Genomic DNA, 21,391 nt, shown 5'->3' on the forward strand with positions numbered 1-21,391 from the left:
CGGTGTGCCCGGATTAAGCGCTGCCACCGCTTTTGGCCGATTCACACGGTGCGCCTGGCCGAAACCGCCGCACGCCGATACAACAGGGTGCGTATCAGGAAAAGCGGGTTGCCCACCACATAGCGCATGAACAAGCGCCTGGGTTCGCGCAGCAGCCGGTACAGCCACTCGCCGCCGATACGCCGCAGCCATTTGGGGGCGCGGCTGACCTTGCCACCAAGAAAATCCAGGATCGCCCCGCCGCACACGATCAAACAGGGCCCGCCCAGGGCTGCCAGCTCTGCCGCCAGCGCTTCCTGCTTGGGCATGCCCATGCCCAACACGATCAGCTCGGGTTGCTGCTCACGGGCCAGTTGCAGATAGGTTGCACTGTTGGCAAAGCCATCGTGAACCGACACCGGCACCACGCCGAACGCGTCGGCACAGCGCTGCACCGCCTGGTTCAAGTGAGGCTGCCGGGTGCCCCAGAACGCGACCCTGCGCCCACGGTAGGCGTGCATGAGCCTTGGGATGAAGTCGGTGCCGTTCATGTTCAGCCCAGGCTCCAGGCTCAGGCACCGGTAAAGGATCGCCATGCCTGAGCCGTCACGCAGCAACACGTCGGCCGCCGACAGTGCCTGGCAGTACGCACCATCGCGCACCACCAGGTTCATTGCATGGGCATTGACGAAGCCCAGCACGCAGACCGCCTGCGGCGCGGCCAGGCGCACGAGCAGTTGCTGTGCAGCCGCGTCGTCGGCGACCACGTCAAGCTGCTCGATCACACGCGCCCAGCGTTGCTGCCATAGCCACTTGGCCATCAGTCGTCATCCCGTTTTGAGCGTACCCATTCAACCTGGCGCCTGATCAGGAAGCTCAGGTACAGAGGGACTTTCCTTGCCGCGTAGAACGGCGCGTACAGCAGTACCGAAAACGGTATCAGCTCACGGCAGAAACGCGCCCAGGCCAACACCACGGCCAGGCCCAACAGGGCCAGCCCGGCAAGGGCGAGCCACGCGGGCGCCGCCAGGCCAAAGCACAGGTACGCCAGCCACGTCACCAGGTTTAGCCCCAGCAAGGTCAGTACCAGCAATGCCAAGGGTGATACCACCAGGTCCAGGGTCATGGCCGCCAGGGCACCATTGCGCTGGGTAATGGCGGCCAGCGCGCGCTTGGGCCCATCGCCCAGCATCAAGCCCAGATGCCCATGCTCCCAACGGGTACGCTGGCTGTTGAGGCCTTGCTGGCTGAGTGGAAACTGGCTGGTCACCAGTGCCTCAGGGCAGAACAGCGGTGGTTTGCCCTGCTGGCAAAGGTCCAGGCCCAGTTTCACATCCTCGACCAAGTGACCGTTGGCCAGATTGATCAGGCTGAGGTCGTGCCAACCAAATGCCATACCAGCCCCCATCAGCTGGCACGGCAAGCCCAGCCGCGCCCAGCCGCGGGGCCGTACCAGGTTCTTGACGCGCCATGCGAATTCGGCGACCTGCACTTTCAGCCCAGCCCCGTCCGGTGCGCGCATCAGGTACAGCGACTGCACCGGGCGAGCGCTATCACGGCAACGCCGTGCCAGGATGTCGATTGCCCCCTCACCTACCTGGCAATCGGCATCCACCACAATCACCACCTCCGGCGGCTGGTGGCTCAGGTGACGCACGCCAAAGTCCAATGCATAACCTTTGCCGCGCCGTTGTGCATCGTGGCGCTCGACCACTTCGGCACCGGCCTCACGCCCCAGTTGTGCCGTGTTGTCGGAACAGTTGTCGGCCACCACCAGCAAGCGGTCACCCTCACGCAATTGCGGGGTAATACTCGCCAGGGTTGCCTGAATGATCGACGCCTCATCGTGGGCCGGCACCAGCACCGCAACCCGGGGCCGGGCAGCACTGCCCGGAAGCTGCACCCGTGCCGGCAGGCAGGCCAGCAGTACCTGCAGCGTAAACACCAACACCGGCACCAGCACGACGACCGTCAGCAGGCCCAGTAACCAACCCAATACACTTATCATGCGAATGCCTTGATATAGCCGGCCAACCTGGCCGCCTCGGTGTCTATGTCATGCCGTTGCAGTACGCGCTGGTAGGCCGCCTCGCCCATGCGCTGCAGTACCTCGGCAGGCTGCGCCAGGCAATCGGCCATGGCCGCCGCCAGCTCGTCCACCGCACCGGCAGGGAACAGCCAGCCATTTTCGCCTGGCCGCACCAGCTCGGGGATACCTGCCACATAGGTGGTCAGTACTGGCCGGCGCAAGGCCATCGCCTCCATGATCACCACCGGCAGGCCCTCGGCGAAGCTGGGCAATACCAGCGCGCGGGCGGCAAGGATTTCCTCGCGTACCTGCGCGCTGCTGATCCAGCCGGTGATATGCACCTGCTGCTGCAGACCGTAACGGGCAATCAAGGCCTCGATCTGCCCGCGCATTTCGCCATCACCCACCAGCACCAGCTCGAACTCGATCGACTGGGCCGCAAGCGTGCGCGCCGCCTCCAGCAGCAGCAGCTGGCCTTTCTGTTCGCACAGGCGCCCCACGCACACCAGGCGTGGCAGCGACGGTACAGTGACCGCCGCCACCTCATGGAAACCGCGCTCCAGGCCGCAATGCACCACCTTCACCTTGGCCCAGTGCTCGTGCGCCACCCAGCGGTACAGCTGGCTGCGCCCGTAAGAACTTACCGCCGCAACAAAGGCGGCGCGCCGCACCTTCTCCCCCATGTGCAAGAACTGCGGTTTGTCGAACTCTTCCGGCCCGTGCACGGTAAAGCTGTAGGCCGGCCCGCCGAGGACGTTGGCCAGCATCACCACTTCGGTAGAGTTGGTGCCAAAATGCGCGTGCACGTGTTTCGCCTCCCCTGCCTGCAACCACTGCAGCACCTGGCAGGCCTCGGCCAGGTAGACCAGGTGGTAGGGCCAGGCGCGGTCAGCCCGCAGGCCAAGGCGCAGGGCCAGCCACGCTGCCTGGCCAAAACGCCGCGGCTGCGCGCGCAGCACCTGCCACATCGGCCCCAGCAGCCCCTTCAGCCCGCCTTGCAGTACATAGCGGGTCTTGTCCCGTTCAGTCACGTCCTCGGCGTCTTGCACCTCGGCGTCCCACCCGCGCAGTGCCATACGTTGCACTTCTACCCCCTGGCGCTCCAGCGCCAGGATTTCGCGTCGGATGAAACTGTGGCTGACCTTCGGGTACTGATTGATGAAGTAAGCAATGCGCATATGAATCCAGATCCAAGCCCGCTTTATGACCCACCTTGCGTGGCAACCTTCACTTCAGGCTGTCGACCACGGGCGGTGTGCCTACTGCCGATGCACTCGCAGCAAATGCATCCCCCTGTTTTCCTTGTAGTCCAAGGTTGTGACTGGCGCCTGGCAATGCTGCCTGCAAAGCGGTAAAAACATCGTCGAGCAATGCCTGGCGGCGCCGGTACATTGCCCGTTTCTTCGCCGGAATGTCGGCATCTGCCCGTTGTGCCGGGGCCAATGGAATACTGAAAAAGTCCTCGCGGTTCGATGCCGTGGCGCCATGTTCCTGCCAGATGACGTCGTAGTTGGCCGCCAGATCCTGGCCCTTGTCGTGGCCAAAATACGGGTGGCGGTGATGCCGACAGGCATCGCTTACGGCGTACAGCTGTGTCACGCCCAGGGTCCTGGCCAGGCACTTCAACGCTTCCAGCAGCAGGCTACGCGGGCGCAAGCCCTCGAAATCCTTGGTCAGGTCACGGTAGATGGCCAGTGAGGTTTCGCTGTCGACGCCTTTATGGATGCCCTGCACCGCACCGATGAACAGGTTCAGCCCGGCCTCGCTACGGCACAGGGTGAAGGCCAGGGAGGCCACGCGCAGGTCGCCCTGGAACAGGTTCAGCACCAGCTCGCCTTCGCGCTTGAACCAGATCGGCCGGTCCAGCACCAGGCTGCAGCCCGGTGAATGGCTGGACAGGTCGCACAGCGTCAGGCTTTCATCGCGCCCTAACAGCAACAGCATGGGGAACTGCCTGGCCACCAGCTCAAAGTGCGACGCCACCACGTCAAGGCGTTGCGGCGCCGCCCAGCACTGGCTGATGTAGGGCCATTGCACGACACCGATGCAGTCCACGCCCAGCCGCTGCAGGCCTGGCTGGCCCAGCGCCGCCGTCATGCGTTGCATGAAGCTGCCCAACTGCGGCCAATGCCTGGCCATTTGCCGGGTCAACTTGTATTTGTTGTTCAACGCCCGCAACGAGTAGCCCGGTTGCAAGGTAAACACGCTTTTCACGAGGGTGCCGAGCATCATGGGTTTCTCTCACTTGTACTCGATCAAAGCCGATTTGCCGGCCGCCAGGCGGTGGCGCAGGAATTTCAGCTGGCCGAGCATTTCCGGGAACTTGCCCAGCACCAGAAACACCGCCTGCAGCCAGTTCTCACGCACGGTCTTACTGCCACGGCGCGCCAGGCGCACGGCCTGCAGTGGGTAGATCAACAGCAGCAGCAGGCCCCAGCCCCCCAGCAGCAGGCAGGCCAGAACGATCACCAAAGGTATGCCCAGGCCCCACAACCAGGCCCGGCGCGATTCGCGCAGCCAATGCCGCTCCGGCGGATGGCCATGCAGATAAGCGCCCTCGGCGTAGGCATGCCCGGCGCGCAGGCTGCGCCGCCACCATTGGCTGAAGCGGGTCATGGCGGCATCATGCAAGGTCATTTCGGCAGCCAGGCGCCAGATTTTCCAGCCCTGGGCGCGCAAGCGCACACACAGTTCCGGCTCTTCACCGGCGATCAGGTCGGGGCGAAAGCCGCTCACTGCGGCAAACGCGTCGGCCCGCATCAGGGCGTCGCCGCCACACGCCTTGGCTTCACCGATGGGGGTGTCCCATTCCAGGTCGCACAACAAGTTGTACACCGAGCGCTGCGGGAAACGTTCACGGCGTCGGCCACACACCACTGCCACTGCCGGGTGCCCGGCCAGAAACGCCTGTGCTGTGGCCAGCCAGCCGGCATCCACTTCGCAGTCACCATCGACGAACTGCACCCACTGCATCGCTGGCAACAGCCGCTGCAAGGCGGCGAAACCTTCGTTGCGGGCACGGGCCGCAGTGAACGGGATGCCCATGTCCAGCGCCAGCACTTCCACGCCCAGCGCTGCGGCCAGTTGCTGCGAGCCGTCCGTGGAGCCCGAGTCGACATACACGACCTTGTCGGCCCCCTGCGCCAACGAACGCAGGCAGCGCTCAAGGCGCTGGCCCTCGTTGCGGCCGATCACCACCACGCCAGTCAGCGTCGCCATAAGCCTCACTCGACCGGCGCCGGGGCAACCGGTTGCCGGGCCTTGATGATCGCCGGCACCCCTACCGCCAGTGAATTATCCGGCACATCCACCAGCACCACGGCATTGGCACCAATGACCACGTTGTTACCGATGCGAATGCTGCCCAATACCTTGGCCCCGGTGCCGATATCGACGTTGTTGCCGAACACCGGCGCAATCGGCTCGTCGACATTCTTCAGGCCCACTACCACGCCGTTGCGAATGCGGCAGTCATCGCCAAAGCGGGCATAGCCGCTGACCACGATGCCGCCAAAATGGTCGATGACAAAGTTGCGGCCGATCACTGCCTCGCATGGCAATTCCACACCAGTAATGATCTGCACGAACTTGAACAGCACCTTGTAGATGAACGAACACAGCTTGCGCAGCAACGCCGGGCGCACGCCATAGCGCCAACGGCCAAAGCGGTATACCAGCAGCACCCAGAAGCCCTGGGCGCCCCAGTCACCCCCATGGGCCCGCAGGTCGGCACGAATATTCTCGAACATGGCTCCCCCTACCTTGTCGGTTGGCTGGCGTACCGGGTCTTGAACAGCAGCGACCAGGTTGCCTGGCAATGACGCCAGCAGGCCTGTATTGCGCCCCAGCCGCGTCGCTTCAACAGTGCCTTGAGTGCCAGCACCAGGTCGCCCAAGGTGACCAGCAGCATGTGCAGGGCAAGCCCCGCCCGCCCGTGGTGCTTACGGAAATACAGCAACTCGCTTTCGATCTGGTAGGACGAGATCTGCCGGCTGGCCGCCTCCAGTTCGGCCACCGACTTGGAGCTTTCACCGCCAATGTGCACCACCGTGGTGTGCGGGTAGAACACCACCTTCCAACCCGCCGCCTTCACCCGTTTGCAGTGGTCGACTTCCTCGTAATAAAGGAAGAAGCGCGGGTCGAACAGGCCCACCTGGTCGAGCACTTCGCGGCGTACCAGGTAGAAGCAGCCGGGCAGCCAGTCGCATTCGCGCACCGAAGCGTGGTCCCAGTTCATTTCATCGACCATCTTCACACCCGGGAAAAAGCGCCCCAGGCCAGTACGCCCGACAAACACGTTGAGCGGCGTGGGGAAGTAACGGCAACTGGGTTGCAAGTCACCGTCACGGCCCTCCAGGCGCACGCCCAGCACCCCGCAGTCCGGGTGGGCGTCCATGTAATCGACGGTTTTTTGCAGGGAGTCGGCGGCCACGAAGGCGTCGGTATTGAGCAATAAGGCGTACTTGCCTTTCAGGTGCGCCAGCAACTGGTTGTTGGCCCGGCCAAAACCGACGTTCTGCCGGTTGCTCAGCAGCAAGGCTTCCGGGCAAACCTGGGCCATGCGCTGCACCGAATCGTCGGCCGAGGCATTGTCCACCACCAGGTAGCTGGCCAGGCGCTCGCTGTCAGCCCGGCGCAAGGCATCGAACATCGGCTGCAACAAGCCCGCGGTGTTGAAGTTGACCACCATCACATCCACGGGTTTAGCCATTGTTGCTGTCCCCGAAGAAGTACTGTCGCCGTTGTGCCATCAGCATCGGCTCCACCTCGGGGTCATAGGCGCCGTTGCGTTGCTTGACGATGTCGATCCACGGGTAGGCCTCGCAGCGGGCCTCCACCCGCTGGATCAACTGCTCGGTGGTGCAGATGAACGTTGCCGGGTTACCGCCATACACTGTGCCAGGCGGCACATCCTTGGTAACCACCGCGCCGGCAGCCACGATCGATTCCGGGCCGATGGTTACCCGGGGCATGACGATCGCGCCATGGCCGATGAAGCAGTTGTCCTTGATGTCGATGAAACCGACCGAGTCAAGGTGCTTGCCGTAGCGGTGCTCGATCAGCAGTACCACACCGTCATGGCCGATCAGCGTGCAGTCGGACAACCCCACACTGTTGCCGATGCGCACCAGCGACGGGTCGGTGATGTTGCAGCCCTGGTTGACGTAGAAGTTGCTGCCCACCGAATGGAAGCCGCCCCAGCGGGCCAGGTAGGCGCCCCACTCCAGACCGGACGGGTTGCACAATTTCTTGTACAGCGAGCTTGCCTTGCCGGTTGTGTGCACGTAATGCGTCACTGCCCTGCGTATCCATCCCTTCATACTGCCTGGCCTCACGTTCAAAACGATCTGGACTGTCCCTGAGCTGTATGCGGTCTCGTTCTTCTTGGTGCTGACCGCAGCACGCCCAACCCGTAAACAACTTGCATCACGCCGCAGCGCCGTTGGCTGCTCTCATCTTGCTATCGAGGTGGTCGGCCAACCGCACGGCAAACTGCAACAGCGGCATGGTCGGGTTGGACGCACCGCCCTTGGCGAAAATACTGCTGCCGGCGACATACAGGTTTTCGGTGCCGAAAACCTTGCAGTCGGCATCGACAACGCCAAACTCCGGCGAGGCGGCCATGCGCGTGGTGCCCATATGGTGGGCATGTGGCGCCATTTTCAGCGGTACGCTGGTGTCGTAGACAAACTCGTTGAGCTTGACGAAGCCCAGGTCCATGTCGGCGAACTGCTTGGCCAGCTCGCTGCCGATGCACTTGATGGTGTGCCGGTCATCGGCGCTTAGCGCCCAATTGACATTGACCTTGGCCACGCCCAGCGCATCCTTCTCGTCCAGCAGCGAAATGCGGCTGTGCAGATTGGGAAACTGCTCGATCATGGTGCTGATCACGCCGTCACCGGGGCAACTGAACTTGGCGACGAATTCAATCTTGTGGGCAAAGCCCATGTCGCACGCCATGTTCTCCAGAAAATACTTGACCTCGGCAGTGCGGCCGTAGGTTTGCACATCGGCCAGCAAGGCGGCGGTGACATTGCCTTTACCGGCCTTGTACTCGTTGATGAAGGCATCGGTGGTGTAGTACTGGCGCGGCTCCGGGTCCAGCCCGGACTTGAGGATGAAGGTGCCCAGGTCGATGTTCAGGTGCTCCATGAAACACCCGCCAACCAGCCCCTCCTTGTTCACCACCCCTGCCGCTACCAGGCTCTGGCTGTTGAGCAGTTGCCGGGCATTCTCGATGGCGCCCGTGGCCAGGATGAAGTTGCGTGCCACCAGGCGCTGACGATTGCGCTGGTAGTCGGACAGCACCACGGCAACCAGGTGGCCGCTGGCCTTGTCGTACTCCAGGTCGACACAATTGCAGTTGATGAATACGTCCAGGCCTTTGGTCTGCTCCAGTGCCGTGGCGTATTTTTGCGCAAAGCGCGTCGGCGTGCTGAGCAGGAAGCGGTCGGCCTCGAAGTCGCCGCCATCCAGCCCGGCGTTCATGGCCCGAAAATCCGAACCCGGCGGCAGGTCGACGATGTCCATGGCCGCCGGCAGGTAGCCCTCGATCTCCGAATAGGGGATCGGCCAGCCAGGCAAGCCGCCTGGCGGGGCCATGGCAAAGTCGGAGGGCGTGAAGGGGCGGCAGCGGCCCGCCCAGTGATTGGAAGTACCCCCCAGGTAGCGCAGGCGGGTTTCCTCGGCGTACAGCTCCAGGCCCGTGGAGGCGCAGGCGTACAAGCCTTGCGAATGCGCCGCATACTCGCGCCCGCCGCCTTCGGCGAGCAGCACGTTCCAGCCAGCGGCAGCCAGGCGCAGGCCCAGGGTAATACCCGCCGGGCCTGCACCGATGATGCAGAAGTCGTAGTTGTCACGCAGCGCCTTGTGCTGCTCGTAGTCCTGGATCATGCGGGTTCGTTCCGCAAGTAACGCGAAGGCACTACCCAGCCGTTGATCATCACGAACCCGGTTTTTTCCGCAGGCTTGCCGGCAAAGGCTGGCGAGGCGCCGAACACTGCGCCGCCCACGCCGAGCAAGACACAACTCTGGAGAAAGCCTCTACGACCCAACTGCGCAGTACAAAAAGTGAGCTTCCCCATGTTCCCGTGACCTGTACCCTTGATAGTTACACCAGCGCACTGCCCTACAGCCAGTTGAAAAAGGCCGTCAGCAGCGCCCCGCACAGTGCCCCGACCAGCAGCATCGGCAGCACCACCAGCTCACGTTTGAGGCTGAAGATACCCAGCTTGCAGTTCACATACACAACCAGCACCAGGGTTGGCAAGGCGTGCAAGGCAACCCCCCAGATCGCCCACTCCACACCACCAATCGCCAGCAGCAGCGGCAACAGCCCCCAAAGCGAGACCAGGCGGATGATATTGTCCATGGCCTGGTATTTGGTCAGACCCAGCGCAATCCACACCTGATGTGCCAAGGTATAGCGCAATACGAGGAATGACAGTGAAAGAATTGCTAGCATCGGGCCAGCTTCCTGATAGCGATCGTCGTACATCCAGCCGATCAGCAGCGGGCTGGCGGTCAGGAAGCCGCCACAAATGAACAGCACCAGCAGGTCCACCAGCAGGCGAAAGCGGTGATACAGCGCTTTAAGGCGCTCCTTGTCATCAGCCCGCGCCGCCTCGCTGAAGGCCGGTAGCGCCACGGCCCCGATAATTTTCGTCAGCGCAGTCTGTACCGCACCAAGAATCAGCACGGCGATCGAATACACCCCCAACTGCGCCGCCGACATACTGGCGCCAAACCAGATGCGGTCACCGTACATGGCCAGTACGCCGACCATCGACGACAGCAGAATCCAGCGGCCGAACACGATCAGCTCGGTCAGCGCCGTGCGGTCCCAGCGCAGGTGGTTGCTCGGCCCCTCCAGGGCGGTATGCCCCAGCACCGTCCAGGCTACCGCCGAAACCAGCCCGGCAATGACCAGCGACCAGATCGAATGGGTCATCAAGCCCAGCACCAGCATCACCACCAGGCCGGCGGCCTGTGACGCCAGGTCGACCAGCACCACGCGCTTCTGTTGGAAAGTGCGTACGGCCACATCTATCTTGGTGGACTGGAAGCCCCAGATGAGCGCTGACAGCCCGGTCACCGCCAGCACCATCGGCAACACCGGTGCGGCATAGGTGGAGTCCGCCGGCCACAGCTCTTCGTACTGGGCCACCCAGGCCGCCAGGGCCAGCAGCAGGGTCAGGACGAACAGCAGGAAGCCACGGATGATCTGCACGGTCCAGGCGGTATTGAGAAAGTCCGGGTCGTCACCGCGGTGGCTCTGGATGATGTTCTGGCGCAGGCCGACATCGGATAACAGGTGCAGGAGTACCGAAACCGTGGTAGCGATGACCATCACCCCGAACATTTCCGGCAGCAGCAGGCGGGCCATGATCAGATTGCCGCCAAGGCGCATCACCTGCGACGCCACCTGCGAGACCAGGTTCCATGACCCGGCTCTCAAGGCCCGCTGGCGCAGGCTCGCGGCGGCTGACACATCAATCGACGGCATGAATTCAATCTCTGACTGATTAGCTAAAAGTCACTATAGTTTCAATTAGCCACGATGCTAGCCGTTGCCCACCGAAGGAAAGGTGTACATAGCCGATGCCTGAACATTTTCGTGCGTTGATCGTCATCCTGTTTTTGGCGAGTGTGGTGTTCCTGCTGGCGCGGCGACCTGCCACCGACCTTATTCCGCTTGGCGACTACAAACGCCGGCGCAACTTGTGGTTCCTGCTTACCGTGCTGGCCTTCGTCTCGCACAGCTTCTGGCTGTACCTGGGCGCCGGCGCGGTGATCCTGTTGCTTGCCGGGCGCCGCGAGCACAACCCGATGGCGCTGTTCTACATGCTGCTGTTCCTGATCCCGCCGGCAACGGTGCAGGTGCCCGGCTTTGGCGTGGTCAATTACCTGGTCGACCTCAACCACATCCGCCTGCTGACCCTGTGCGTGCTGCTCCCGGCCGCGCTGGAACTGCGCCGGCAAGGCGATACCCTGCGCTTTGGCCGCACCTGGGCCGACCGCTTGCTGGCTGCAGGCCTGGTGCTGATGAGCGTGCTGTACCTGCGCGAGACCACCCTCACCGATACCCTGCGCCAGGCGCTGTACCTGTATGTTGACGTGTTCCTGCCTTATTACGTGGCCAGCCGCGGCCTGCGCCAGGTCAGCGACTTCAAGGACGCCATGCTGGCGTTCGTGCTCGCCTGCTTCGTCATGGCGCTGATCGCCGTGGCCGAATATGTGCGCCACTGGCTGCTGTACAGCGCCCTGATCGACGCCATGGGCGTGCAATGGAGCATGTCCGGCTACCTGAGCCGGGGCGGCGCGTTGCGTGCCAGTGTCACCACCGGCCAGGCCATTGCCCTGGGCTACGTGATGAGCGTGGCCATCGGCCTGTTCCTGTTTGTGCAGGGTTACGTGCAGCGGCCGCTGCACAAGGCCATGGGCGCCCTGCTGCTGGCGGCCGGGCTTTTCGCCCCGCTGTCACGCGGGCCGTGGATCGGTGCACTGGTCATCGTGGTGGTGTTCATCGCCCTGGGCAAAGGCGCGGTCAAGCGCCTGGCGCTGCTGGGCGCAGCCGGCATGCTGGCACTGCCCTTACTGACCGTGGTGCCGGGCGGCGACAAGGTGCTGGACCTGCTGCCCTACATCGGCAATATCGAAAAAGAGAACATCACCTACCGCGAGCGACTGATGGACAACTCGTGGATCGTCATCCAGCGCAACCCGCTGTTTGGTTCGTTCGACTTCCGCAACACCCCGGAAATGCAGTCGATGATCCAGGGCGAAGGCATCATCGACATCGTCAACACCTACATCAACCTGGCACTGCGCGTCGGCCTGGTCGGGCTTGGCCTGTTCGTGGCGTTCTTTGCCGTGGTGCTGCACGGTATCCGCAAGGCCATGCGCAGCTTTGCCGACAAGGACGACGAGCGACGACAACTGGGCCGCGTGCTGCTGGCCACCCTGATCGGCATCCTGGTGATCATTTTCACCGTCAGCAGCATCACCTTCATCCCGGTGGTGTATTGGTCAATCGCCGGGCTGGGCGTGGCCTATATCCAGATGGTGCGCCGGCTGCATGACAGCCAGGCCATGGAACTGGCCGAACCCGACCTTCAACCCAGGTAATGTCAATGAATGTGCTCGCCCTGCGTCATTTCGTGCGTCTTTCGGCCATTGCCGGCCTGGCCTTGTTGCCCTTGAGCGGTTGGGCTTCAGACTGGCAGGTCAGTGTCGATGAGCACAATGGCCTGCCCACCGTGACGCGCGGCGGCGGGCCGGTGATGAAAGCCAAGTTCGACTTCTGGGCTGCCAACTGGAGCTGGACCGGCTTCTATGCCGACTTCAAGGTCAACGGCCCTTACCAGTACACGCTGCGGGGCCAGAACAAGGAGCTGGACTTCGACCTGGCCGCCGATATCCGCAAGGAGCAGGCGCAAACCCTGAGCTGGGCGTTCGACCTCGACGCCCACAGCCGCCAGGCCGGGGTGATGGGGGGCGGCATGGTATTCCAGTTCGACCCTGCGCAAATCGCCGGGGCCATGGGCGCCCCGCAGTTGCTGCCCGACAACCGCGGCTGGACGTGGGGCAACGCCGACCAGGGCCGGCGCATCGAGATGCGCTTCGATCCGCCACTGGCCAAGGTCTATTTCGAGCGTGGCAACCCGTCCGAGCTGCGGGCATTCCTCTATAAGGACCCTATCAGCGCCGGCAAGCAACAGCTCAAGGCAGTGCTCAACGTGACTGGCGACATCGAGCTGGGTCCTACCGCCACCGAGCGCTTCGGCCTGGCCGACACCGCCACCTGGCCTGATGACCAGCTGGACTGGCGCACCTCCCCGGTGGACCTGTCGTTTCTCAACGCAGCAGAAAAGCCTGCCGGCAAGCGCGGCTTCGTCAAGGCGGTCGGCGACCAGCTGATGTTCGCCGACAACACCCCGGTACGCTTCTGGGGCACCAACCTGTCTGCCTATTCGCTGTTCAAAAGCCCCGACGAAGAAATCCGCCAGCAGGCCAAACGCCTGTCGGCCCTTGGCTTCAACCTGGTGCGCCTGCACCACCACGATTCGCCCTGGGTCAGCCCCAACGTGTTTGGCGACGGCACCCTGGTGCGCGATACCCAGCAGCTCAGCGCCGAATCGCTGCGCAAGCTGGACCTGTGGATCAAGGCACTCAAGGACGAAGGCATCTACATCTGGCTGGACATGCACGTGCAGCGTGCGCTTACGCCCAACGACAACATTGACGACTTCGATGAGTTGCCCAAGGACAAGGATCGCGTCGACCTGAAAGGCTACGCCTACGTCAACAGCAGCATCCAGAAGGCCATGCAGCGCTTTGCCGAGCAGTACCTGACCCATGTGAACGAATACACCGGCCTGGCCTACAAGGACGACCCGGCCATTGCCGCCGTACTGATCACCAACGAAAATGACCTGACCCAGCACTACGGCAATGCCCTGATGCCGAACAAGGACGTGCCACACCACAGCGAACGCTACATGGCAGCCGCCAAGGCCTTCGCCAAGCAATATGACCTGCCCGCCGACCTTACATGGCGCGCCTGGGAGCACGGGCCATCGAAGCTGTTCCTCAACGAACTGGAACAGCGCTTCAATGCCGACATGATCGCCCACCTGCGCAGCGTGGGCGTAAAAGTGCCGATCGCCACCACCAGCACCTGGGGCGGCAATGGGCTGAGCGCGCTGCCGGCGCTGAGCGTGGGTGATGTCATCGACGCCCACAGCTATGGCGACATCGGCCAGCTGGAAAAGAACCCGCTGACCAGTGACGGCATGATCGACTGGATCGGCGCTGCCCAGGTGGTTGGCAAACCGCTGACGGTCACCGAGTGGAACGCCGAACCCTTCCCTTTGCCCGACCGCCACTCACTGCCTCTGTATGTAGCCGGTACCGCCAGCCACCAGGGCTGGGACGCCCTGATGCAATACGCCTACAGCCAGCAGGCGTTCAACCCGGGTTGGCGCACGGCAGACAACTGGCATGCCTATAACGACCCGGCGATGCTCGCCACCCTGCCCGCTGCTGCCCTGCTCTACCGCCGCGCCGACGTAAAGCCGGCGACCACCGACTACGTGTTCGCACCGGCACCGGCCACCCTGTACAACCAGGAAATCACCCCGCGCAACTCCGCGCTGCTGCGTACGGCCATGGAAAAGGGCCGCCTGCAGATTGCCCTGCCACCAACACCGGAGCTGCCGTGGCTGAAACCTGCAGCCATCCCGGCCAACGCGCAAGTCATGCACGACCCCGGGCAATCGCTGTTGCCCGCCGATGCGAGCGAGGCTGTGACCGACACCGGTGAGCTGAGGCGCAACTGGCAACAAGGCATCTACACCATCGACACACCGTTGACCCAGGCCGCCACCGGCTGGCTGGGTGGCCGCTCGATCAGCCTGGGGGCTATCCAGGTGCAAAGCAAAACGCCGTACGCCAGCGTCGTGGTGCAGAGCCTGGACGGCAAGCCACTGGGGCAGTCGCGCGAGTTGCTGCTGTCGCTGGGCACCCGGGCCGTTCCCAAGGCCGATGACAAGACGCCGTTCAATGTCGAGCCGCTGGAAGGCCGCCTGACCCTCAACGCGCCCGCCGGCCTGAAGCTGTTCGCCCGTGATGCGCAGGCGCAGTTGAAGCCTCTGCCGGTGGCCTACAAGGACGGGCAGTACACCATCACCTTCGATGGCCACTACATGTCCAACTGGCTGTTCTTGAAATAGGGCATATGGCCATCTACGCTCGATTCACTGCGTCGGTTAAACAGCAGGTCACAGGAGGTGCGGATGAAATGCCTGGTTGTCGGTGGCGCAGGCTACATTGGCTCACACATGGTCAAGCACCTGCTTGGCGCAGGCCATGAGGTGGTAGTAGCTGACCTCGTTTCGCCAGGCCCGGGCATCCAGTGGGCCAAGCTCGACATTGCCGACGAAGCCGCACTGGATGTGCTGTTTGGCGTTTGCCGCTTCGATGCGGTGTTCCACTTCGCCTCGTTCATCCAGGTGGGTGAGTCGGTCAGCGCACCCGGCAAGTATTACCAGAACAACGTCGCCGCCACCCTTTCACTGCTGCAGGCCATGGTCAATGCCGGCATCAGGCACTTGGTGTTTTCATCCAGTGCTGCGGTGTATGGCAACCCGCAGTATGTGCCCATCGATGAAGCGCATGCCAAAGGGCCGATCAACCCTTACGGGCTGAGCAAGTGGATGGTCGAGCAGATCCTCGAAGACTTTGACCGGGCGTATGGCTTGAAGTCGGTGTGCCTGCGCTACTTCAATGCGGCAGGTGCCGACCCGGAAGGCCAGTTGGGCGAGCGCCACGAGCCGGAAACCCACCTGATCCCGCTGATCCTGCAGGCCGCTTCTGGCCGGCGTGACGCCGTTACGGTGTTTGGCCGCGACTACGATACCCCGGACGGCACCTGCATTCGCGATTACGTGCATGTGTCGGACCTGGCGGCGGCCCATGCGTTGGCGGTGGATTACCTACTTGCCGGGGGTGAGCGCACTGCGTTCAACCTGGGCAATGGCCTGGGCTTTTCGGTGCAGCAGGTGATCGACACGGCCCGGGCAGTGACCGGGCGGCAGATCAATACGCTAGACGCAGACCGCCGCGCTGGCGACCCGCCACGGCTGGTGGCGGATGCGGGCAAGGCGATGCAGGTGCTGGGCTGGCGGCCGGAGTTTGCTTCACTGGAGCAGATTGTGCGGCATGCGTGGCAGTGGGAGTTGCAGTACCCCTGGGCCAGGTGTCAGGGCTAATAACCGGGGGCGCTTTGCGCCCCTGTGGGAGCGGGTTTACCCGCGAAGAGGGCGGCGCGGTGAATGGCACCGGCTCTGCCGGTGTTTCGCGGGTGAACCCGCCCCCACAGGGGGCGCGACACCTGCCATCAGGCAATTGACTTAATAATAAGTCCGCGGCTGCTCGTCAGCCTTGTTCAACACCGTGCCGATCAGGTTCACCGTTGCCAGGTGATGCAGGCAATCTTCGATTTCCTTCTTGGTGTTCATGCCATTGGCCACCACCAGCAACACACAATCGAACTTGGGTATCACGGTAATCGCATCGTCCGAGCTGAGCAACGGCGGCAGGTCGAAAATGCAGATGCGCGACTCGTAGCGGTTGCGCAAGTCGCCAATCAGGTTGTTCACCTTGGGCGACGACAACATCTCGGTCGACAACGGCACGGGCACCCGCGTCGGCAGCACCACGAAACGCGGCAAGGTCGGGTTGACCAGGCAATCCTGCAGCTCGGCCTTGTCATTCAGGAACTCGTTCAGCGCCTGCTCCATGGGCAGGCCCAGGGTGCTGCCGACCTTGGGCCGGCGCAGGTCGAAGTCCACCAGCAACGCCGTCTTGGTGGTGTGGTGGGCAATGCTCATGGCCAGGTTCACCGCCAGCACCGTCTTGCCGGCCTCAGGCGTAGGCGAAGTGATCGCCAGCGTGCGCCAACCGTTCTCGTCCATCAGCCTGAGCACCTGCGTGCGCAGCAGGTCGATCGGCCCGTTCATGTTCGAGTTTTTGTTGTAGGCCACGATCCGGTGGCGCTCCAGGTGGTCCGCACGCAGCGGCACCACCTTGGTGTTGACGTAATCGAACTGCCCCGGCACTTCCGCCAGCGCCGTGCCGGGTGCGGGAGACAGTGCCTGGGGGGTACCCGGGGTCACTTGGTGAATATTGTTGCCAGCCGCCGCATTGGTCCTGTCCATTACTGCTTTCCCTATGCAAACCGAGATATGACCTTGAACAACAGCACATCCAGTGGCATGTAGAACACGTGCACCAGCACTATCATGATAGCCGCCAGTGCCAGCGCCGCCAGAATGAGGCGGTTACGCCAGCGCTTGCGCCTGGCCACGTCGGCCCGGGTGTCGATATACGGCAATGCCACCAGCACCCGTTTGCCCAGCAGGCTTTCCAGGGCGCCAACGCCACGCACACGCTGGTTGAGCATTTCCAGCAGCATCACCAGCGCACCGCCACCGGCCGGTGCCAGCACCAGGCCCAGCGCCGCGATTTTCTTGCGGTTGGGCTTGATCGGCTTTTCAGCCAGCAACGGTGGCTCCAGCAGCACAAAGCGCTCGGCCTTGTTCTCCTGCTCCAGGCTTTCGGTAATTTTGGCGCCCATTTCCTTGGCGCGGATTTCTTCGTACTTCTTGCGCGCGTTGTCGTGGTCACGCATCAAGGTCACCAGGCCACGCTCCACCTGCGGCGCTTCGAGAATTTCGGCCTCGTAGCCTTCCATCTTCTTGGTCAGCTCGCGCTTCTGCTCGGCCAGCGACGTGATGCGCTCCTGGGCAGCGCTCATCTTGGCCCGCACACGGGCCACGTCGAGGCTGACCGTGGAAGCTGTCGCCGTGCGACCACCACTGGCCTCCAGCGCCTGGATCTTGCGCTTGACCGCGACCACATCCGGGTGGGCTTCCTTGTAACGGGTCAGCAACCGGGCGTACTCGGCCTTCAGGCTGGGCAGGTCCTGGGCCTGGTCGGCACTGGCTGGTCGGGTGCCTTCGGTCGCCTTGGTCGCCAGGCCGGCATTGGCCGCGGACAGTTCCAGCTCCAAGTAGCGCAACTCTTCCTGGGCAGCCTTGTAGTCGCGGTCGACCTCGCGGAACTCCAGCTCCGAGCGCGACAGCATGTTCATGCGCAGGGTCTGGTGCTCGGGCAAGGCATTGGCATGGGCTTGCTTGAAATCGGCCAGCTGGTTTTCCAGGCTGGCCAGCTCGGCGCCCAGTTTGTTGGCTTCCTGAGTAAGGAATTCGGTGGTTTCGTTGGCCCGCTCGGTACGCTGCTTGAGGTTTTCGTTGAGGAACAGCGTCACCAGTTCGTCGGCGACTTCCTTGGCCACTTGCGCCTGCTTGTGCTCGAACGACACGTTGAACGCCACGGTCGCTTCGCCACGGCCACGCACAAAGGTGGTGAGGGTTTCGACCACGATGGCATTGCGCATCTGGTCGATCTTGTCGCTTTCGCTAAGGCGCTTGTCCGCGAACAGGTCGTACTTGCCGATGATGCGCAGCAGGTTCTCGCGGGTCATGACCCGCTGGCGAATCACCTCGATGCGCTCATCGGCAAAACTGGTGTTGTTGGTCGACACCAGCTCGGGGGAAATCTGCTGCGACTCCACCAGGATGGTGCCGGTCGACTGATAGATCGGCGGCACCATCAATGCGACCGCCACGGTCGCGGCAAGAATGACTGCGGCACTCACCCCCAACACCAGGGCTCTGTCCTTGATTATGGCGATGTAATCTCTGAGGGATAGCTCGTAGTCAGACTTCATGGGGCCACCTGGCTGAAGTTCAGATGTCGGGGTACCTGTACGTCAATGTCAAACCCACAATCGTTGCAGTTGCATCAGGTACATGGTCCTGCTGGCGTTCCTTGTACATCAGCGACAAGCGCAAGTCCCAGTACGGCGAAAACTCGCGGCTGGCCCATACACTGTAAGTCTGCAGCGTGTTGGGCGACTGCCCCTTGCTGTCTTGCCAGGCAGCGTCGGCACCGACCCGGGTCAGTTCGGTGACCGCGTAACTCCACACACCGCGCACCTGGTCCAGCTCGGCGAAGCCACCTTCGGCGCTGGCCACCGTGCTACGTTCCGCGGTAAAGCTGGCATCGGCACGGGTACCGGTGTACAGCAATGCCACCCCGCCCTCCCCACGCCGGCCGCCTTCGTCGCCAGACACTTTGTTGACGCCAATGTGCGCATCTGCGCTCAAGCCTTCGGCGAGCTGGTACTTGATACCGACTGCCGGGCTATAGCTGTTGGAGGCGACCGCAGTCTGGTCCTGCTCGGGCTCATAGCGTCGGGCACCGAAGCGGCTGTACACGTCTGCCCGCTCGCTCCAGTTGTAGGTCCAGGTAAATACGTTGGCCAGTTCCTCGTAACCCGTCAGCGAACTGATGTCATAACGGGCCCGGTTGTACGTGGTCTCGTTACTCAAGGTACTGCGTTCGGTAACCGCCTGGCTCCAGTTGCCGGTCAGGGTGTAAAGCTTTTGCGTGCCGTCGGTGGTGATCACACCGGTATCCAGCACCGTCCCCGACAACGTCGAGCTTTCGTTGTAGCGTGCCACCAGGCCGAAACGCCCCCGCTCGGTGGTGCGCTGCCAGCCCAGGCTGATATCGGGGTCTTCACGGTCATCGACCACATCGGTGTCGGACGAGCGCAACACATTCACGCCCAGCCCCAACCTCAATTCGTCGCGGTCGAAGGTGCCGATCAAGGTGTAATCGGGCGCGATGATCGTGCGCGTTATGCCCTTCTCCCCCGACGTCAGCAACAACGGGTTGCTGTCGTACTCGACGGATGTCGGTACCACCACCGTTGACTGCCAGTTTGCCGCCAGGACCGCGTCCGTGAACGGCAAGACCATGATTGCCGTTGCAATGCTAGTTGTTCTAAGAAGAGGCATTAAATGTTCTTATTAAAGGCAAGATCAAGGAACGACCAGCGTGTCGCCAGCCTGAAGTTGAATGTTGGTGGACATATCGCGCCCAGACACCAGGTCCTTATATCGCACGGGCAGGATCTTTTGGGAAGCGCCTGCACCGCGGACTACCTTGATTTCGCTTTCGTCGGCAAACTTGTCCAGGCCACCCGACATGCTCAGGGCCTGCAACACGGCGGTCGGCCCGGCCATTTGCACGGGCCCTGGCTTGATCACTTTGCCTTGCACATAGACGAGGTTGCCGGCGATGCTCTTGACGACAACGCTCACATTAGGGTCGGGAAGGAATTTTTCCAGTTTGGCGGCAACTTGCTTTTCGACTGCCGTTACATCCAGCCCGGCAACATTGATGCGCCCGGCCAGGGGGAAGGTGATACTGCCATCGGGCAGTACGGTGGCTTCTTGACGCAGGCTGTCTTCCTGCCACACCGAAACCATCACCACATCACCGGGGCTGAGCAGGTAGGCAGCGCTATTCTGGTCGGCGTTACCGGCAGTGGACCACACTGTCAGCATGCAGAATGCGGCAAACATTGAACGCAGCATGAGGGTCCCTCCGGCCAAATGGCCCGACAAAGAGCACTGAATGAGAACAACGCACCAACTCTCGCTCCGCTTCGCGACGTACCACTGCCGCGATGGCCTCGACCTTCCTGGAGGCCCTTACCTTGACGCTGTGCAGCCTGGGCTGCGGTGCCCGTGAACGTTGCCTTTCACAGGCTAATGGCAATATAGCAACGGCTGGGAAATTGACAAGCCGATGGCGCCCGGCGCAAAGCGCGAAACGCCAGCGCCGCCTTCAGATCTTTCTTCTATTGGCCACAGCCACAAAGCCGACTACTGCAAAGGCAAAGAACCAGCCGGCCGTTGAAACAGGAATGATACTGTTCTGATTTATATACGAATCAGCCGCGCGTGCCGCCCCACTTAGCAGCACCAACAGGAACATCGATTTGATGATCAGAGCCGTGCGCATACGCCCCCTCCTTAGAACAGGAAAATCAAATAGTTATTGGTGTGGTGGTGCGGGAATTGTGTCGCTGTTGAACTGAGCTTATGGGCACAATGACACTACGTCAATGATCCGACACCATAATAAAATTCAATGGGTGATGGGGCGATTCGTCAAAATATCGGCATGCAGAATATGCACTGCAGGAGGGTGTTGCTGGCTGTAGCGTTTCACCGCTGAGAAAGCCTGCGGGGGAGATGGAGCCGCTTTACGGCTCCGGGCGCTTCATTCGTCGCCGTGGTGCACCACGACCAGCAGCTGTGCAGGCCGCTCTCCTACCGAGCGCAGCCTGTGCGGGGTCTGGGCATTGAAATGCAGGGCATCGCCTTGCTCCAGCAGCACCCGCTCGTTCATGAAATCCACTTCCACCTGGCCGGCATGCACGAACAGGAATTCCTCACCCTGGTGCTCCTTGAAGGTGGGGTCACTGAACTCGGACGGTGGCTGGATCAGGAACGGCAACAGGCTGCGCTGGCCGACCTGGCTGGTCAGGGCGGCATAGCCCGGGCCCTGCCCGTCCCCGACCAGGGCCTGACGCTCGCCATGGCGCACCAGGCTATAGCGGCTCTGGCCGGCCTGCTCTTCGGCAAACAGTTCTTCGACATTCACGTTCAAGGCCCGCGCCAGTTTCAGGGCGGCGGCAATCGAGGGCGTGTTGAGGCCGCGTTCGACCTTGGACAGGTAGCTTTTGGTCATGCCGGTCTTTTCGGCCAGCATTTCCAGGGTCATCCCCAGTTTCTTACGCAGCAGTTTCAATCGGATAGACATGTGACGCGGGTTTCCCAGGCGAAGGCAGCCTGGCCATGATACGTGGACCCGCGAGGAAATGCTGAGTGGTTGCCATACACGGAGTAAGTGTAGGAGCGGGGGGGGGGGGGGGGGGGGGGGGGGGGGGGGGGGGGGGGG

At 62.6% G+C, this 21,391-nt stretch carries 19 protein-coding genes; 3 read left to right on the plus strand and 16 right to left on the minus strand.

The genetic code is table 11. The features are described 5' to 3' along the window. Positions 1-41: 41 nt before the first annotated feature. From IAE39_RS15115 to IAE39_RS15160, 10 genes are all read right to left on the minus strand, one after another. Complete coding sequence (locus IAE39_RS15115) at positions 42-800, minus strand: WecB/TagA/CpsF family glycosyltransferase (RefSeq protein WP_201203720.1); 759 nt, start codon at positions 798-800, stop codon at positions 42-44. Further along, a complete protein-coding gene (locus IAE39_RS15120; protein ID WP_201203721.1) occupies positions 800-1,987 on the minus strand; it encodes a glycosyltransferase family 2 protein in 1,188 nt (395 codons plus the stop codon). Before IAE39_RS15120 ends, IAE39_RS15115 begins: the two co-directional genes overlap by 1 nt. Beyond that, a complete protein-coding gene (locus IAE39_RS15125) occupies positions 1,984-3,186 on the minus strand; it encodes a glycosyltransferase (RefSeq protein WP_201203722.1) in 1,203 nt (400 codons plus the stop codon). Before IAE39_RS15125 ends, IAE39_RS15120 begins: the two co-directional genes overlap by 4 nt. 49 nt (positions 3,187-3,235) lie before the next feature. Continuing rightward, complete coding sequence (locus tag IAE39_RS15130) at positions 3,236-4,240, minus strand: VirK/YbjX family protein (protein WP_201203723.1); 1,005 nt, start codon at positions 4,238-4,240, stop codon at positions 3,236-3,238. A 9-nt stretch (positions 4,241-4,249) separates the two neighbouring features. Further along, positions 4,250-5,227, minus strand: coding sequence for a glycosyltransferase family 2 protein (locus IAE39_RS15135; RefSeq protein ID WP_201203724.1), 978 nt, complete (start codon positions 5,225-5,227; stop codon positions 4,250-4,252). A gap of 5 nt (positions 5,228-5,232) precedes the next feature. Continuing rightward, the gene (locus IAE39_RS15140) at positions 5,233-5,757 is read right to left on the minus strand and encodes a serine O-acetyltransferase (protein WP_201203725.1); all 525 of its coding nucleotides are present in this window, start codon (positions 5,755-5,757) and stop codon (positions 5,233-5,235) included. A gap of 8 nt (positions 5,758-5,765) precedes the next feature. After that, positions 5,766-6,719: a glycosyltransferase family 2 protein gene (locus tag IAE39_RS15145; protein ID WP_201203726.1), complete on the minus strand. Its 954-nt coding sequence runs from the start codon at positions 6,717-6,719 to the stop codon at positions 5,766-5,768. Beyond that, the gene (locus IAE39_RS15150) at positions 6,712-7,329 is read right to left on the minus strand and encodes an acyltransferase (protein ID WP_201203727.1); all 618 of its coding nucleotides are present in this window, start codon (positions 7,327-7,329) and stop codon (positions 6,712-6,714) included. Before IAE39_RS15150 ends, IAE39_RS15145 begins: the two co-directional genes overlap by 8 nt. Positions 7,330-7,435: 106 nt before the next feature. Next, positions 7,436-8,902 (minus strand): FAD-dependent oxidoreductase, encoded by a 1,467-nt coding sequence (locus IAE39_RS15155; protein WP_201203729.1) that lies wholly within the window; start codon positions 8,900-8,902, stop codon positions 7,436-7,438. Between the two features lie 235 nt (positions 8,903-9,137). Then, a complete protein-coding gene (locus IAE39_RS15160; RefSeq protein WP_201203731.1) occupies positions 9,138-10,514 on the minus strand; it encodes an oligosaccharide flippase family protein in 1,377 nt (458 codons plus the stop codon). 95 nt (positions 10,515-10,609) lie between these two features. Here IAE39_RS15160 and IAE39_RS15165 point away from each other — a divergent pair, with 95 nt between their 5' ends. The 3 genes from IAE39_RS15165 to galE all read left to right on the plus strand — a co-directional run bounded on the left by IAE39_RS15165 (position 10,610) and on the right by galE (position 15,780). Further along, a complete protein-coding gene (locus IAE39_RS15165; RefSeq protein ID WP_201203733.1) occupies positions 10,610-12,136 on the plus strand; it encodes an O-antigen ligase family protein in 1,527 nt (508 codons plus the stop codon). 5 nt (positions 12,137-12,141) lie between these two features. Continuing rightward, positions 12,142-14,742, plus strand: coding sequence for a cellulase family glycosylhydrolase (locus IAE39_RS15170; protein WP_201203735.1), 2,601 nt, complete (start codon positions 12,142-12,144; stop codon positions 14,740-14,742). Between the two features lie 63 nt (positions 14,743-14,805). Next, positions 14,806-15,780, plus strand: coding sequence for a UDP-glucose 4-epimerase GalE (galE, locus tag IAE39_RS15175; protein WP_201203737.1), 975 nt, complete (start codon positions 14,806-14,808; stop codon positions 15,778-15,780). Between the two features lie 141 nt (positions 15,781-15,921). Here the strand turns inward: galE and IAE39_RS15180 are convergent, their stop codons facing one another. From IAE39_RS15180 to IAE39_RS15205, 6 genes are all read right to left on the minus strand, one after another. Beyond that, positions 15,922-16,728, minus strand: coding sequence for a CpsD/CapB family tyrosine-protein kinase (locus IAE39_RS15180; RefSeq protein WP_201203739.1), 807 nt, complete (start codon positions 16,726-16,728; stop codon positions 15,922-15,924). 11 nt (positions 16,729-16,739) lie between these two features. Beyond that, positions 16,740-18,302: a GumC family protein gene (locus IAE39_RS15185; protein WP_201203741.1), complete on the minus strand. Its 1,563-nt coding sequence runs from the start codon at positions 18,300-18,302 to the stop codon at positions 16,740-16,742. 19 nt (positions 18,303-18,321) lie between these two features. After that, positions 18,322-19,437 carry a hypothetical protein gene (locus tag IAE39_RS15190; protein ID WP_201203749.1) on the minus strand — a complete coding sequence of 372 codons (1,116 nt, stop codon included), beginning with the start codon at positions 19,435-19,437 and terminating at the stop codon, positions 18,322-18,324. Positions 19,438-19,461: 24 nt separating this feature from the next. Beyond that, entirely contained in the window at positions 19,462-20,019 is a 558-nt protein-coding gene (locus IAE39_RS15195) for a polysaccharide biosynthesis/export family protein (protein ID WP_201203751.1), read from the minus strand. A 253-nt stretch (positions 20,020-20,272) separates the two neighbouring features. Continuing rightward, positions 20,273-20,449: an EPS-associated small membrane protein EppA gene (eppA, locus tag IAE39_RS15200; RefSeq protein WP_162948974.1), complete on the minus strand. Its 177-nt coding sequence runs from the start codon at positions 20,447-20,449 to the stop codon at positions 20,273-20,275. A gap of 261 nt (positions 20,450-20,710) precedes the next feature. After that, entirely contained in the window at positions 20,711-21,253 is a 543-nt protein-coding gene (locus tag IAE39_RS15205; protein ID WP_201203753.1) for a helix-turn-helix domain-containing protein, read from the minus strand. Positions 21,254-21,391: the final 138 nt, after the last annotated feature.

It is taken from the genome of Pseudomonas sp. S37 (assembly GCF_016658545.1).
Classification (GTDB): domain Bacteria; phylum Pseudomonadota; class Gammaproteobacteria; order Pseudomonadales; family Pseudomonadaceae; genus Aquipseudomonas.

Coding starts and splice junctions, on each gene's coding strand:
- eppA (WP_162948974.1), bottom strand. CDS start 20,449: ATGCGCACGGCTCTGATCATCAAATCGATGTTCCTGTTGGTGCTGCTA.
- IAE39_RS15190 (WP_201203749.1), bottom strand. CDS start 19,437: ATGCCTCTTCTTAGAACAACTAGCATTGCAACGGCAATCATGGTCTTG.
- IAE39_RS15140 (WP_201203725.1), bottom strand. CDS start 5,757: ATGTTCGAGAATATTCGTGCCGACCTGCGGGCCCATGGGGGTGACTGG.
- IAE39_RS15185 (WP_201203741.1), bottom strand. CDS start 18,302: ATGAAGTCTGACTACGAGCTATCCCTCAGAGATTACATCGCCATAATC.
- galE (WP_201203737.1), top strand. CDS start 14,806: ATGAAATGCCTGGTTGTCGGTGGCGCAGGCTACATTGGCTCACACATG.
- IAE39_RS15120 (WP_201203721.1), bottom strand. CDS start 1,987: ATGATAAGTGTATTGGGTTGGTTACTGGGCCTGCTGACGGTCGTCGTG.
- IAE39_RS15115 (WP_201203720.1), bottom strand. CDS start 800: ATGGCCAAGTGGCTATGGCAGCAACGCTGGGCGCGTGTGATCGAGCAG.
- IAE39_RS15160 (WP_201203731.1), bottom strand. CDS start 10,514: ATGCCGTCGATTGATGTGTCAGCCGCCGCGAGCCTGCGCCAGCGGGCC.
- IAE39_RS15145 (WP_201203726.1), bottom strand. CDS start 6,719: ATGGCTAAACCCGTGGATGTGATGGTGGTCAACTTCAACACCGCGGGC.
- IAE39_RS15125 (WP_201203722.1), bottom strand. CDS start 3,186: ATGCGCATTGCTTACTTCATCAATCAGTACCCGAAGGTCAGCCACAGT.
- IAE39_RS15150 (WP_201203727.1), bottom strand. CDS start 7,329: ATGAAGGGATGGATACGCAGGGCAGTGACGCATTACGTGCACACAACC.
- IAE39_RS15180 (WP_201203739.1), bottom strand. CDS start 16,728: ATGGACAGGACCAATGCGGCGGCTGGCAACAATATTCACCAAGTGACC.
- IAE39_RS15205 (WP_201203753.1), bottom strand. CDS start 21,253: ATGTCTATCCGATTGAAACTGCTGCGTAAGAAACTGGGGATGACCCTG.
- IAE39_RS15155 (WP_201203729.1), bottom strand. CDS start 8,902: ATGATCCAGGACTACGAGCAGCACAAGGCGCTGCGTGACAACTACGAC.
- IAE39_RS15130 (WP_201203723.1), bottom strand. CDS start 4,240: ATGATGCTCGGCACCCTCGTGAAAAGCGTGTTTACCTTGCAACCGGGC.
- IAE39_RS15165 (WP_201203733.1), top strand. CDS start 10,610: ATGCCTGAACATTTTCGTGCGTTGATCGTCATCCTGTTTTTGGCGAGT.
- IAE39_RS15195 (WP_201203751.1), bottom strand. CDS start 20,019: ATGCTGCGTTCAATGTTTGCCGCATTCTGCATGCTGACAGTGTGGTCC.
- IAE39_RS15170 (WP_201203735.1), top strand. CDS start 12,142: ATGAATGTGCTCGCCCTGCGTCATTTCGTGCGTCTTTCGGCCATTGCC.
- IAE39_RS15135 (WP_201203724.1), bottom strand. CDS start 5,227: ATGGCGACGCTGACTGGCGTGGTGGTGATCGGCCGCAACGAGGGCCAG.